General features: G+C 53.4%; 14 protein-coding genes and 1 tRNA gene. 5 read left to right on the top strand and 10 right to left on the bottom strand.

What is annotated here, in order from left to right:
- Window positions 1–27 precede the first annotated feature (27 nt).
- The 3 genes from RA21_RS04475 (at window position 28) to RA21_RS22550 (ending at window position 2,470) form a co-directional block, all read left to right on the top strand.
- Window positions 28–102, top strand: a tRNA-Phe gene (locus RA21_RS04475).
- A 200-nt stretch (window positions 103–302) separates the two neighbouring features.
- Window positions 303–1,445 (top strand): hypothetical protein, encoded by a 1,143-nt coding sequence (locus RA21_RS04470; RefSeq protein ID WP_039146804.1) that lies wholly within the window; start codon window positions 303–305, stop codon window positions 1,443–1,445.
- Window positions 1,445–2,470, top strand: coding sequence for a hypothetical protein (locus RA21_RS22550; protein WP_152610491.1), 1,026 nt, complete (start codon window positions 1,445–1,447; stop codon window positions 2,468–2,470). The genes RA21_RS04470 and RA21_RS22550 overlap by 1 nt, the downstream gene beginning before the upstream one ends.
- Here the strand turns inward: RA21_RS22550 and RA21_RS04455 are convergent.
- The 4 genes from RA21_RS04455 to RA21_RS04440 all read right to left on the bottom strand — a co-directional run bounded on the left by RA21_RS04455 (window position 2,467) and on the right by RA21_RS04440 (window position 5,052).
- Complete coding sequence (locus tag RA21_RS04455; protein ID WP_052257594.1) at window positions 2,467–3,348, bottom strand: DNA adenine methylase; 882 nt, start codon at window positions 3,346–3,348, stop codon at window positions 2,467–2,469. The two genes, RA21_RS22550 and RA21_RS04455, sit on opposite strands and share 4 nt — an antisense overlap.
- Window positions 3,349–3,420: 72 nt before the next feature.
- Window positions 3,421–4,062 carry a tail assembly protein gene (locus RA21_RS04450; RefSeq protein ID WP_039146795.1) on the bottom strand — a complete coding sequence of 214 codons (642 nt, stop codon included), beginning with the start codon at window positions 4,060–4,062 and terminating at the stop codon, window positions 3,421–3,423.
- 251 nt (window positions 4,063–4,313) lie between these two features.
- Complete coding sequence (locus RA21_RS04445) at window positions 4,314–4,712, bottom strand: hypothetical protein (protein WP_039146792.1); 399 nt, start codon at window positions 4,710–4,712, stop codon at window positions 4,314–4,316.
- 1 nt (window position 4,713) lies between these two features.
- Entirely contained in the window at window positions 4,714–5,052 is a 339-nt protein-coding gene (locus RA21_RS04440; RefSeq protein ID WP_152610490.1) for a hypothetical protein, read from the bottom strand.
- Between the two features lie 128 nt (window positions 5,053–5,180).
- On the opposite strand from RA21_RS04440, the gene RA21_RS04435 reads away from it, so the two are divergent.
- On the top strand, window positions 5,181–5,435 hold the full coding sequence (locus RA21_RS04435) for a helix-turn-helix domain-containing protein (RefSeq protein ID WP_052257598.1): 255 nt from the start codon (window positions 5,181–5,183) through the stop codon (window positions 5,433–5,435).
- A 386-nt stretch (window positions 5,436–5,821) separates the two neighbouring features.
- Here the strand turns inward: RA21_RS04435 and RA21_RS04430 are convergent, their stop codons facing one another.
- The 6 genes from RA21_RS04430 to RA21_RS04400 form a co-directional block, all read right to left on the bottom strand.
- The gene (locus tag RA21_RS04430) at window positions 5,822–6,121 is read right to left on the bottom strand and encodes a hypothetical protein (RefSeq protein ID WP_039146784.1); all 300 of its coding nucleotides are present in this window, start codon (window positions 6,119–6,121) and stop codon (window positions 5,822–5,824) included.
- Between the two features lie 565 nt (window positions 6,122–6,686).
- Window positions 6,687–7,898: a reverse transcriptase domain-containing protein gene (locus RA21_RS04420; RefSeq protein ID WP_039146782.1), complete on the bottom strand. Its 1,212-nt coding sequence runs from the start codon at window positions 7,896–7,898 to the stop codon at window positions 6,687–6,689.
- Window positions 7,899–8,181: 283 nt separating this feature from the next.
- Window positions 8,182–8,604: a hypothetical protein gene (locus RA21_RS04415; RefSeq protein ID WP_039146780.1), complete on the bottom strand. Its 423-nt coding sequence runs from the start codon at window positions 8,602–8,604 to the stop codon at window positions 8,182–8,184.
- Between the two features lie 227 nt (window positions 8,605–8,831).
- On the bottom strand, window positions 8,832–9,017 hold the full coding sequence (locus tag RA21_RS04410; protein WP_039146778.1) for a helix-turn-helix transcriptional regulator: 186 nt from the start codon (window positions 9,015–9,017) through the stop codon (window positions 8,832–8,834).
- A gap of 79 nt (window positions 9,018–9,096) precedes the next feature.
- Complete coding sequence (locus tag RA21_RS04405) at window positions 9,097–9,873, bottom strand: hypothetical protein (RefSeq protein WP_039146775.1); 777 nt, start codon at window positions 9,871–9,873, stop codon at window positions 9,097–9,099.
- A complete protein-coding gene (locus tag RA21_RS04400; RefSeq protein WP_039146772.1) occupies window positions 9,870–11,057 on the bottom strand; it encodes a tyrosine-type recombinase/integrase in 1,188 nt (395 codons plus the stop codon). Before RA21_RS04400 ends, RA21_RS04405 begins: the two co-directional genes overlap by 4 nt.
- 258 nt (window positions 11,058–11,315) lie before the next feature.
- Between RA21_RS04400 and RA21_RS04395 the strand changes: the two genes are divergently transcribed.
- Window positions 11,316–12,494: a DUF6538 domain-containing protein gene (locus tag RA21_RS04395; RefSeq protein ID WP_039146769.1), complete on the top strand. Its 1,179-nt coding sequence runs from the start codon at window positions 11,316–11,318 to the stop codon at window positions 12,492–12,494.
- The last annotated feature ends 125 nt before the right edge of the window (window positions 12,495–12,619 follow it).

The raw sequence follows: 12,619 nt of genomic DNA, 5'->3' as shown, positions 1-12,619 counted from the left end.
CCCACCCAAGGCGAACAGCCTTCCCGTGCCCGGGTAGCTCAGGGGTAGAGCAGTGGATTGAAAATCCTCGTGTCGGTGGTTCGATTCCGCCCCCGGGCACCATTTATCAGAAAATATTATAATGCTTTCAAAGCGTTAGTTGCCCCATGTGCTTTCCAATCCACCAGTGTATCCACCAGGGCAGTTTCCTTAGGCGAAATTGTCCGGGTTCTGTATGGCCCCACTAGCAAGAACTTAAGAAATCAATATAAAACTGTTGGAACAGGCCGCTGAAAAAAACTGGTGCGGCATCGGAGGCTGCGATGAACTGGGATGACGTTATAGGTATCAGGGATACCGAGTTGGTGTCGGTCGACTTGCTACATTTCGACACCAACAATCCGCGCTTCACACCAGATAGGCGCCCAGGTGAGGACACGGACCCAGCAATCATCGCTGAGTTGGCTCGAACAGCTGATCTATCCGAGTTGGTTCAGTCAATCGGCACTAGCGGGTACATCAATATTGAGCCGCTTGTAGTTGTTGTCCGGGACGACAAGCTTGTCGTTCTTGAAGGCAATCGCCGCTTGGCAGCGCTAAAAGCACTGCGAAACTCTGATTACGCTCGCTACGCCAAATTGAGCGCTCCCGAATTTGGTGATGAGATCCGGGCAACTTTTGAGAACATTCTTGTTTATCGCGTTGAGCGAGAAGAGGACGCTCGGGAGCTAATCGGATTTAAGCACATCAACGGGCCGCAAGCATGGGACGCCTTTGCCAAAGCCACGTTCGCGGCACGTTGGCTTGATAGCCAATTGGAGGCTGAAAACCCGCTGAAGCTGATAGATATCGCTAACCGCATGGGCGATAAACACGCGACCATCCACCGGATGGTTACCGCGTACTATGTGTTGATGCAGGCCGAGCGGATGGACGTTTTCAATTTGGAAGACAGGTACAAGCGGGCATTCAGCTTTTCGCACCTCTACACTGGCCTGTCCTACCCGGAATTTACAGAGTATCTGGGTATGCCTAAACCGCAGCGAGACCAAGACCCCTCTCGTGAGCCGGTCGATACAGAGCATGCTGACAACCTGCGCTTCTTGTTAACCTGGCTGTATGGTTCCAAGGAAAGAGATTTGCAGCCGGTTGTAAGAAGCCAAAACCCGGATTTGGGTAGGGTCAGAGAGGTGCTGCGGTCAAAGTCAGGGACCAAAGTTCTGGAGCAAACGAGCCATCTTGATGATGCGCTTATTACCGCTACCCCCAAAGATCGGCGCTTTTCAAAGCACATAGTGGAAGCCAACGGGCAGCTCCGGCTCGCGATGGAAACTCTTGATGGTTTCGAACCGGAGACGCAGTCCGAGTTGCAGGAAATCGTAAACTCCGCGTTCAAGCGTGTGCAACTTATCAAAGCCACGGTTGATGTTCAGATGTCTGGGTTAGAAGCGTCCAAAGAAAAATAATGGCTGGCGAACCTGTTGTAACCCCGCCTCTGGGTGCGCCAGAGGATGTCTTTGTGGACTGGTTAGAGCTTGTTGCCTTCTTCAATGAGTTTCGGACCGCACGATTGGATGAATTGGAGGCTGCTCTTGAAGAGCAGTATGAAGAAGTCGATGACGATGAGGTCGACGATGAAGATGGCGACCTCGGCGACGATGGTGCAGAGAACATTGCGCGCATAGATGCGCGGAATGAGCGGCTGCGTGAAAGCGTTGAAAACGAAGTGGACTTGCGCATCCAAGCTTGTGAGGGTGCGTACCCATTCGTTTTGTCGGCAGATGCTGAGGAGCTTGAACTAGTAGAAGATTGGACGGATGAAAGGTACGCGACGTACCTGACCTGTTTGCTAGCTTCACATGTTTCCCGTCAAAGTCTTCTGGACTTTGAGGTTGAAACAGGCTTGATCTCAAGGCTGCGAAACAGAGTGTTTCAAGTGGTTTCAACCTACGCATTGTGTGGTTTTGTTGATGGACAAGCTGCTAGCGTCGGCTGGCCGCGAGAAGACAAAGCCACAGTTTTAGAAACTCTACGACGTGCCGAAATGAGGGGGGCTGGATTTCAAACCAAGGATGCCCCAGGCCCCTATACTCCGCCTCAGGCTAAGGATGGAGGAATTGATGTCATTGCATGGCGGACCGAAAACGTGCCCCCGCCTAGCCTGTTTGTCTATGGCCAAGTAGCCAGCGGACACAATTGGCGCGGTAAGCCGGTAGGGTACTTCATGGAGCTGCTTGAAGTGAACTACATGGAGATCCGGCCGATGGTTGAACGAAATACAGCCACGATGATGCCATTCCGCGTGCTGGACGAAGGAGAATGGTATCGAGAGCATATGGGGCATGGTAGAATTTTGGAGCGCACACGCATGCCAAAATACGCGTTTCAAGGGCTGCGCATTGTAGAAGCTGGTACTGAAACAGACGAAGCTGGGAACATGCCACAGGTTACTTCTTGGGTGGAAGATTTCCGGCAGGCAGCGTTGGCTTAGCGCGTAGGCTCTACAAGAAGTTCATTCTCTTTGCGCTTGGCTTGCAGGCTATAGTTCACGGAAATTGTCGAACATCTTTCCGAGCGATAAAGTTGCCGCACCAAAGGAGCATCGTCGTAAGTTAGAAGCCAGTGCGGAACTGAACCGCTTGTGAGAATGTCTGAAAGGGCAACATGCTTGGCTTCGCTCATCCCATCAAAGTAAAGACGCCCACCGGCTTTCACATACGGCGGATCGATAAAGAAAAAGGTGTTCGCAGCGTTGGGTTTTCTGCGAGTTTGGTCAATGAATGCCAAGGCGTCTTTGTTAGTAAGTTCGATGCGCGTCCTGTTTTCTGATAACCATCCGACCTGTTTTGTAAGGCGTTCCGGATTGAACCGTGCGTCAATCTTCCACTTACCTCTCTGGTCATACCCGCCAATTGGGCCCGACTTTAGAATGATGCCTGACCTGGTTGTCCGGTTCATGTAAAAGGTGGAAAACCCGACATTAAAGTCATACTGGTCGCCGGAAAAACCGGCCACTACGTCTCTATGATGATACCATTCGTCCATGTTCAACTGAACAGACCGCAGTTGCTTGATGAAGCGGTCAGTTTCATCAAGCATCGCCTTCCAGGCTGAGAAAATACGCAGATCAGCATCATTTAGCATGATCATGTCGACATCACGGTCTGCCAAAAGAATTAGGGCTGCGCCAGCGCCGCCGCAAAATGGCTCTGCAAAAATCCGTGTTTCGTTCGGGTCCAGTACAGCCAGCCTGTGTCTGAGTAGCGCCGACAAGAAGCCCTTTCCGCCGGGGTAACGGAACGGAGAAACAGCGTTCTGTGTCGAGCGGTTGGGGTCTCTGGGGATTTCTGTTGTCGGAAGCGTATTCATGTCACCGTCTTAAACTCTTCATACGCCGATCAAAAGAAGAGATGTAAGCTTCAGAAAGCTTCGCCAAAAGCGTCACTCATCAACACCAATTTGCTCAATGTCGACCCCGCCAGAGATGACAGTGGAGCCGACAATGGGGGCACCATAGATAACAGGAACTGCGCCGCCTTCGGCCATGGTGTTGACGGCTCCGCTCAAAATGTAGGACTGGTGATCGCCCTGCGGGTCATTGTCGACATTGAAGGCTGGCGGCTTCACTAGCATTGACCCGATGCCGGAAAGGGCGAGGCCAATCCCAAGCTGGGCGGCTGTACCCGCTAAACCTCCGGAGGCCAAAGCGCCTTGTAGAGCGGGAAGGGCACCCAATGCTGCGCCTCCTGAGGCGGCGATGACTACACCTATCACAACGACACCAATGATCGCCATGATGCCGCCTTTTTGGTTCGATGCCCCTTCAAGGCGCGGCATGATGTGCAACACAGTATCAGATGTAGCGGTGATCAGATCTTCTTCGGTCTCATAGCCTCGTTTGTTACCGTCTTCATTCTCGGACCAGATGAAGTATTCACCCATGCTGATCTCTTTGTAGACCTGGCCGGGGAAGTTGGCTTCCATAATTTGGATGATGTACGTCGGGGTGTCACCTTTGATCGGGAGTTCATCCCCGAACTTCTCTGCCAAGAGGCCGTAGAGTTTAACTTTCTGGATGCTCATCGATCTCTTCCGTTGCAGCCCGTTGCAATTTCCATGCGGCGAAAACAGAGGAGTTCCACCATTCCTTCTATAGCATAAATAGCTGGAGGAAAGAAGTTATCTATTTGTATTTGCTATGTATTTCGATTGCAGCCCGTTGCAATTACACGGGGTGCCCGCGCTGGTTTATACCGCGTTTGGGAGGCTGCAGAGAACAGTGAGAAAGTACAGAGCGATGGCCGCCTGATTGAGGTGGGCAGCCATCGATTAGGTTATTTGGCGAAACCGGTCTTCTGGAGCGCTTCGGTGTGCTTATAGTGTTTCGTCAGTTTCCGGAAACTCGCCGGGCTGAACTCGGCCAGAAACCGCAGACCGTCATCCATCTCTACCGCGGCGACAATCAGGTTCTTCTTGCCGCCGAAGTAGCCGCCCAACACCGCACCAAACGGCCCTGCAAGTGCGATGCCTACCAAGCCCCAGCCTGCGGTGGCGCCAAGGGTGCGGTAGTTCTCTTCGTCAACTGTCTCAATCTGTGCGACCTGGGTCAGCGAATAGTTGCAGGTGGCGAACCAGCCCTTTTCCTTTTTGAGTTGTAGTTGACCGAACAGGACCTTGGTGCTGTCGTGCTTGCCGAGGCGGAGACCTTCGCCCGCGAGTATTCTGATACCCATGTCACTTCACAGCCTCGGATACTGTCCAGAGCAGGGCGGAGTTGCCATTCGCGTAGACCCTGATCTGACTGCGCGACCAGCCACGATCAACCACCGAGAACTCCAATCCTTCGATTGATGTGCAAACGGTTCCTGTCAGCGCCTGCATTTGCCGGTAATCCTCAGAATTCGCCGCGGAAATGAATGTGTCCAAGGCGTCCTCGGTAACGCAGCCTACATATGCTCCTGTGATGATCTTGCCGTAGGCCATGCTTGCCAACAGCACCATGGCGCCTGCTGATGCTGTAATGCCCAATCTTGTCACAATGCCCCCTCCGATTGAAATCTGATGCGCCTGCAAATGTGGGTTTCCTTCGTCAGCATCTTGCCCGGAAGGTCAGCCTGCGGCGCTCAGAAAATATCCTATTTTGGGATATTTCTGCGTTCTGAATACCGACGCGCTTACATCAGGTCAAACGGAATGTGGGCGTGCAAAAAAGCATCTACGATGAAACCTATCGGCAACTTGTAGCTGCACTGAAAGCTGCGCGTTTGGATGCCGGGATGACGCAGCAGCAAGTGGCAGAGGCCTTGAGTAAGCCTCAATCCTACGTGGCAAAGGTCGAGGGCTTTGAGAGACGGTTAGATGTGATTGAGTTCATCGTTCTGGCCCGCTGTATCGCCTGGGACCCATTTCCGTTGCTGCAGCAGATTTATGGGTACGGTTCCGCGAACGGCGAATAACTAGCTGGGGAGCGATGGCGCAAATGCTTTGCGCTGCAGTGAATTGCAGCCAGTTGCAATATCTAGGTAGCTTGTTGGCCGCTCTGTAGCGTTGATCATTTGTGTACCCCCCCAACATCTCACACGGTTGCAACCCGTTGCAATTTTGGTCTGCGAGCGTGCCATGAACTGTGCTGGCCTCGTGATTACCCTATCGCCGTCTATCATTATAACAGCCCGCAGTTTGGCGCCGTCTACCCTATCAACATCTATCACGGCTGCAGCCCGTTGCAATTTTTGAGTGGTGTGGCACCCAGCTTCGGGCCTTGACCAAGTGTCTACCCCCCGCCGTCTACCATCTGACCTTTGATACCGGGCGGGGGCGGTCGCTGACATAGCCTCTAGGTTCAACTTGTCTCCGGCGCCCGTAGGTCCGCCGCGTCCAGAAAGCGGGCAGACAAGAAACCGTACATCAGGAAAAAGGGCCAAGCGCAGAGGAACACCGCTTTGCAGATCTGTTGAGCGGGGTCACCGGAGTTCTCCTTGTCCCGAAGTGAGTGCTGGTTGACATACATAACTATGTACTCGTCGTCCGTGCGGCACTTGCTGGCGTCGGTCTGCGAGAATTTCCGCAGTACAATGGTTTTCCAAACTAGCGCTCCGATGGCGAAGTACAACCCGGCGGTGATGATGATCAGTGTGGTCATTTTAGGCGGTCCTTTCAGGCGGATGAGTTATGCGGGAGCCATTGCAACCCGTTGCAACTAGGCGCTGGGCGCCTTTGCGCCCCTCTGGCTGCTGCAACGGGTTGCACCCCCCTCTGACAACTTGTGAAGATGCTGTGCGACGATGGGCCAAGGGATGACCCGGCGTATGGCTGCGCTTTGACTAGCGCAATGTTTGTGTGCGTTGACCCCGGCGGCGAACGCGTCATCGAGTAGGGCTTCCGGCACACCTGCGGCTTCTGCCAGCCAAAACACCGCGGGCGGGCATAGGAGTAGGTTGTAGATAGCTTTAGCATCTCTGCCGGAGTTTGGTTTGCGCCCGTAGACGCCGGGGGTGTCGTATTCTTCCAACCACCGGACGACGTGTTCTTTCTGGTCGCTGTACCAAGCCGTGCCGAAGCCCGCACCAATCTGCAAAGCTTGCTCCAGCTTCACAGTCTTTGGAGGTTTAGCGGCGAGAGTTCGGGTGATGCTCAGCAAAGATCTTCTATCCATATCAAGTACATACAGGGTGGGTGAGGTGCGTCAACTATCTACTTTTTTGCTTCTAAGTTCCCCATTTTGATCGCGCACGTTGAATTTCTGCTAAGTCAGGGCCAATGTCGTAGAGGGCACGGAGAATGGCTTCGGGGTCGGACAGTGCTGCATGACCAAGTAGCTTGCGACGAACAGACCGCATATCATCCAGGAAAATGCCGCTGGGGTTTTCCAGGTGCAGTCTCAATACCTCCAGATGGCGGTCTCTAGTCAATTCGTCCCAATTCCGTTGAGATAGACCTATCGACCAGGTGTTCTTCATCGTGTTCCTGTGAAATTCGTATCCGAGAAATTCAAAGGTACAGCCCGTCCCGGCGGCCTTTTTCTGTAGAGGGAGTGGACCAATGCTGGGCTGCTCGAAGAACTGGAGCAGAGATTGTTCTACCCGGTCAGCGGTCTCTTCTGTTTTTGCGACTGCAATCAGGTCGTCCCCGTAAAGGAACAAGCGTCCGCGCTCATTGGCGGGTTGTGGCATGGCCTGCAGCAGGTAAGCGAGAATGAGATTGGAGGCCGGGGAACCTTGCATTAGGCCCGCTGGCCCACTCTCTACAGCGGTATCGATGATAGTATCCCAAGGGATAGGATCGGATTGGGTGGCATCGTGAATTGCAACTGGCTGCAATTTCAAGTTCCTCATGTCTAGCGCATGTGTGATTACTCTCCTCGGTAGTTTCAGTTGGTAGACCGCGTCCGGACAGACGTTTTGGAAACAGTCCTGGACATCATAGATGCGGTAGCAGTTGAAGCCTTGACGAAGAACTGCAAGGAGCTGCAGGGCCAGTTTGTCACGGCCCCTGTCCTTCACGTTGTAGATGAAAGGCGGCAGGGCCATCATTGCGGAGATTACGTCCGAAATCATGTTATGCGCAGCTTTGAGGTTCTGCGGCAGGCTGCAGACCGGCCTAAAACTTCCCGAGCGCTTGGGTTCCGGCCACCAATAGACCGTCTCTTGAATGGCGCAGAACAGATCTAAGCTCCTTGCCTCCGCATGCCATTCTCGAACGTTGGGGCGGCGGACGCCAGCCTTGTACAAGGCTGACATCTTGACTTGTGGATTGGTCAAGTAGCCGTCGACTAAGCGGCGCAATTGCTTGCCTTTGCCCGTCTGGGATGCCGTCGCCAATCGGCGTTTCTTGCCTGCCCGGATTAGGTGGGCCTTTTGGACATAGCGCTCAGCCTCCCAAGCGGGATTGAGCATGTCGAACGCGCTGGCGACTTGCATGATCTTTTCCTTGGGACTTCAAGAACGGGTGGGAAAGAAAGAAGGCAATGTGGTGATTGCCTCCGGTGCGGGCAGCCCTACGGAGGCGTTCCACAGCCGGATTAGTGACTTGCGTTCAATGTGGTAGCTGACAGACCTCCACACGCCTCCAGAACGGCTCTCAGCGAGCGAGACACGCTTTTGAAGTATCCACTGAACGCCATCTTTGCAGACGGCGACCCTGTAGCGCTGGGCGCAGGCTATCACCTTCCCATAGTCTGAACTGCTTTCGCGATGGCGGAGATCACAAGTCATAGCTAACCTCCGGTGACCAACGGAGGTTGATCAAGCATCCGAGAAGCCGGTCATCACATGCAATACCATAGGTTTCGACAACGCCGTGCTCCCTGAGATCATTCAAGGCTTCGAGGGTTGTCATGAGATCGAGGCCAAGAGGGCGATGATCTTCGCTGCCCTCAAAGATGTTTGCCCATGTGTCGGCAAAGCGATCTTGCCCGACCATGATGGTACGATCTGAGATGTACTTTACGATGGTGTATTGGCTGGGGCACAGGAACCTGCGCCAAACACGGAAAAAGTACCCATGGCACTGATTGCGGTCTAAAGGAGTTATCTCATTTCCGGACAGACCACGTTCAAATTTCTCAGCTACACGCAGGGGAGCATTAGGCAAGAAAAGGAGTACATTGCTCCAATCGTCAGGCATAGCTCACCTCGCATTTCGGCGAGTTTTTGAAAATGGTTGTACGACCGGGCGGATTTGAGTTTTGCAGCCGGTTGCAATGGGGGAGGTTCAAGCAAATTGCAGCCGGTTGCACGCAGTAAATAGCGTGATGCATTTCTCACTCTTGGGTTGCATCAAGAGCCGGAAAATGGTACTGTTCAATCGGATCTAATGACAGCCCGTTCCCGGTTTGACTGGGGCGGGTTTTCTTATTGGGAACGGTTTTTGGCAAGGCGCGAGAGCGCGTCCTTCACTTCACTCTCTTTGAAACGCTTCAAGTGCCCCATTACGATAGGAGCAGGCAGCGTTCCGTCCGCAACGCGGCGCCTGACCGTGCTGCGAGACGAATTGAGGCGAACCATCAAGTCGCTAAAGGTGAGATACTTTTCGAGCATATAGGTGACTCCTTATGATCAACTGTGGAGCCATATGCGCACAGCACGACGGCACGTTGGTAAGTAGGAAACCAGAGGTTTAACCGTTTTCGACCAACAAAGTGACGGCTTCCTCGCCTCCAAGCTTCTCTAGCGCAGCCAACGCTGAATTTGGTAGGCACCCAATTCGCAGGGCATCAAACATATCAGCTAAGAAACTCTCGTAGGGATGGTTTTTGCTAAGCGGGTTGATTTGCTTCGGCGTAGGGTTTGGGTAGTCTTTCCAGTGCTGTATTTCGCCTGGGTTTAACTCTTCGCGCCAGACTTTTCTGCAAGCCCAAGCAACCGCAATCGCGCGATAATTTCGCTTGCTGGAAGACTTTTTAACGTACTCAGGGCGGCTTCTGAGTTTTTGGACACCTCGAAGGAGCGAGGTGAGGGCTGCCTCACGCGACATGATGATTTCGTTGTTTTCTGAAATGCCACATTCACGCATCGAGCCAATTAGAGACTTGGCGTTCCTGTCAGCTTGTAAACTTCTTGTTGCCTGCGCATCTGACAAGTCGGGATCTAAATACCTTGATGAGCGCGCGCACAAAATGTCGGCATCCAGAGCAGATATTGAGAGGTTTAAGTCGTTGATTGTCTGCTCAGACAAAGTATTAAGTAAATCAGACGCTTGTCCAATCAGCTTTTCAAGATCACTTAAAGTGGAAACGTCGGGGCTCACATTGAAGAGTTTGTGGCAGTTTTTGTGAGCTATGTAGACGTGGTTGGCGTAGCTGCTAAGTGCCTCCTTATTTGTTTTGAAAACATTAGGGCAATGACGCTCGATCACCGTCGCGATTGCTGTCAGCTCTTCCTCTTCTCTGGTCATGTGTGAGCTATTTTGATTACTTGACAATTTTCCCCGGATACATGACTTGCCCATGCCTCCATTAAAACCCTACGCTTCTCCAAGAAATCGGTTCGACGATATGCTCGGCCTACTTTGCTATCGAATTTGTGGCCGAGAGCCGCCTTTGAAATCTGGAACGAAACATCCTGTGTTTCAGCGCACCAGGTATCAAAACTAGACCGAAACCCGTGTGGCCGTTCGTCCATGCCTCGGGTCTTCATTAACTTGGACATGGTCTGGTTAGAGATTGTTCCCTTTCGAACCCCAGGGAAGATCCAGCCTTCTCTTTCAAAGGGGCGCACTTGCTTCAAGATTGCCATGGCTTCTGCCGAGAGCGGCACATTCAACTCCTCAGTATGGCCAAGACGCCCTTTCATCACTTCTGCAGGGATAGTCCAAGTTGAACCTTCTATTTGGTCCCAGCGTGCTATTCGGATAGGGCCGGACCGAACGGCTGTCAAAATCAGGAACCGGAGAGCGAGATGGGTGACCGTACCTTCATCTAGACTGGCATAAAATTCAGGCACTTGTTGCCAAGCTAGAGACTTAATGTGCTCTTCAGTATGACGTTGCTTTCCGAGAAGAATTTTTGCCTTGTCGGTAACCGCAGGATCTACGTCTAGGCCCATCGCTAGAGCGTGCCGCATCACAATACCGAGGCGATTGATCGCCTTTGTCGCGGTCGGGGCCTTCTCATGCCATATTTTCGAAAGTACGTTTTTAACGTCTTGCTGGTCGATCTCTTGAACAGGCGTTTTTCCTAGTTTCGGTAAGATGTGCAATTGCAGAGGGGAGAACCACCTCCCCGCCTGCCCATCGCCCTTGAGTTCCGCTTTTTTGGCTTCAAAAGCAGCCAAGGCAATGGTTTCTAGGGAATGATCAGACTTCAGTGCGATACGTTTCTCTCGTTCTCTTTCCTTGATTGGATCTTTGCTGTCGGCCTTCACTGCTCGCCATTTTTGCGCAGCTTCTCGAGCTTGCTTTAGGCTAATGTCCTGCCAAGAACCGAGGCCCATTTCTTTCCGGCGTTGATAGATTGAATATCTGTAAACCCACTGAGCTCCGCCGTCGTCACGTTTGATGAAGTAGAGGCCCCCGCCATCACAGTGCTTTCCTGGCGGAAGCCTCTTGAGTTGGGCAGCCGCGAGCCGATTAATCGCCATCTTCAATCCACCATCCTATCCACCATTTGGTCTTTGATAAGTTGTTTGAGCCACCATGACATACTGTGGTCACCCATGGAACCATCCGGATGTGCATTATTTGTTGAATTTCAGTTGTTTAGGCTCAGGAAAGTGACCACTTGTGACGACCTATGACCTTTCCTGAAACTTCGGTTGCAGGCCGCCCCCGGGCACCATCACTTCAGCTAACACATTGGTTTTGTTCCAGCTTTTTGCACGTGCAAGGAGCCGTAGACCATGTCGGAGACCATTTCGCCCGCGTTCACCTTCGTGAAGGATGGCGTTTTCTACTTCAGCCGCCGCATCCCCAAAGACCTCAGGAAACATTACTGCTCTCCTAGGATCGCATACTCCCTGCGAACAAGGGCCGCTCGCGTGGCGGAAGCTCGGGCTAGGAGAGCCGCAGATCAGCTTGATGAGTACTGGTTTCACCTTCGGTCCAAGGACGCGGACTTGCCCGGCAAACACATGCTCAGGCTGCAAGGAGAGGGTCGCGTTGTAGCCAGCTCGAAGCCATCTGAGGTTTCTTCGGCCTCTGTGAAGCTGTCCGAAGCAGTGGGCATCTATCTGCGCCTCAAAGGACAGGGTCGCCCTGACACCTTTCACCGGGCTGCTGAGAGGTCCTGCGGCTATGTCATCGACGCTTGTGGTGACCAGCAACTCGACGCCTACACCAAGGCCGATGCCAACAAGTTCAGGGACGCGCTGATCAAACGAGGTCTGGCAGGCAGTAGCATCACCCGCATCTTCGGGACCGTTCGGGCAGTCACCAACTTTACGGCAAGCGAGCTTGGCCTGACCCTGACCAACCCGTTCAACGGGGTATACTACGACCGAGAGGCCGGGGTCAGTGAACGTAATCCGATCCCTGCCGATGCCCTGAGCAAAGTTCAACGTCAGTGTCGCCAGATGGACGACGACATCCGGTGGCTCGTGGCCCTGGTCTCCGACACGGGGATGCGTCTCGCTGAGGCGGTGGGTATGGTAAGGGAGGACATTGAGCGCAGGCCAGATGGGTCGCTCGTCGCCCAAGTGCGCCCGCATCCGTGGCGCCGCCTGAAGACCAAGGGCAGCGAACGCAATGTGCCGCTGGAGGGTGAAGCTCGCTGGGCAGCCGAGCGCCTGATAGCACAGGTGACCGACACCGAGTTTCTGTTCCCGCGCTACAACAGGAAAGACCAAACAAACGCGAACGCGGCCAGCGCCGCCTTGAACAAGTGGATCAAGCAGATGGCACCCGAAGGATGCACCATGCACAGCTTTCGCCATTCTATGCGGGACAGGCTCCGTGCTGTTGAGTGTCCTGCCGACATCGTCGATCAGATCGGCGGCTGGCAGACCGATGGCGTGGGCCACGGATACGGGGCTGGTTACCCTGTCGAGGTGCTGCAGAAGTGGATGAAGGCTGTCACATAAGCCGACATGGTCTACGGCTCCTTGCACGTGCAAAAAGCTGGAACAAAACCAATGTGTTAGCTGAAGTGATGGTGCCCGGGGGCGGAGGGTTGTCTCCGTTGTGTTCCCGTTACAGGCACTGCTTC

Source organism: Leisingera sp. ANG-DT, from assembly GCF_000813785.1.
Lineage (GTDB): Bacteria > Pseudomonadota > Alphaproteobacteria > Rhodobacterales > Rhodobacteraceae > Leisingera.
This window is presented reverse-complemented; position numbering and strand designations above follow the sequence as displayed.

Bases quoted from the DNA above. Each gene is read 5' to 3' on its own strand.
- RA21_RS04470 (WP_039146804.1), top strand. From the start codon at position 303: ATGAACTGGGATGACGTTATAGGTATCAGGGATACCGAGTTGGTGTCG.
- RA21_RS04420 (WP_039146782.1), bottom strand. From the start codon at position 7,898: ATGCAAGTCGCCAGCGCGTTCGACATGCTCAATCCCGCTTGGGAGGCT.
- RA21_RS04405 (WP_039146775.1), bottom strand. From the start codon at position 9,873: ATGACCAGAGAAGAGGAAGAGCTGACAGCAATCGCGACGGTGATCGAG.
- RA21_RS04410 (WP_039146778.1), bottom strand. From the start codon at position 9,017: ATGCTCGAAAAGTATCTCACCTTTAGCGACTTGATGGTTCGCCTCAAT.
- RA21_RS04445 (WP_039146792.1), bottom strand. From the start codon at position 4,712: ATGGGTATCAGAATACTCGCGGGCGAAGGTCTCCGCCTCGGCAAGCAC.
- RA21_RS04415 (WP_039146780.1), bottom strand. From the start codon at position 8,604: ATGCCTGACGATTGGAGCAATGTACTCCTTTTCTTGCCTAATGCTCCC.
- RA21_RS04450 (WP_039146795.1), bottom strand. From the start codon at position 4,062: ATGAGCATCCAGAAAGTTAAACTCTACGGCCTCTTGGCAGAGAAGTTC.
- RA21_RS04400 (WP_039146772.1), bottom strand. From the start codon at position 11,057: ATGGCGATTAATCGGCTCGCGGCTGCCCAACTCAAGAGGCTTCCGCCA.
- RA21_RS04395 (WP_039146769.1), top strand. From the start codon at position 11,316: ATGTCGGAGACCATTTCGCCCGCGTTCACCTTCGTGAAGGATGGCGTT.
- RA21_RS22550 (WP_152610491.1), top strand. From the start codon at position 1,445: ATGGCTGGCGAACCTGTTGTAACCCCGCCTCTGGGTGCGCCAGAGGAT.
- RA21_RS04430 (WP_039146784.1), bottom strand. From the start codon at position 6,121: ATGACCACACTGATCATCATCACCGCCGGGTTGTACTTCGCCATCGGA.
- RA21_RS04455 (WP_052257594.1), bottom strand. From the start codon at position 3,348: ATGAATACGCTTCCGACAACAGAAATCCCCAGAGACCCCAACCGCTCG.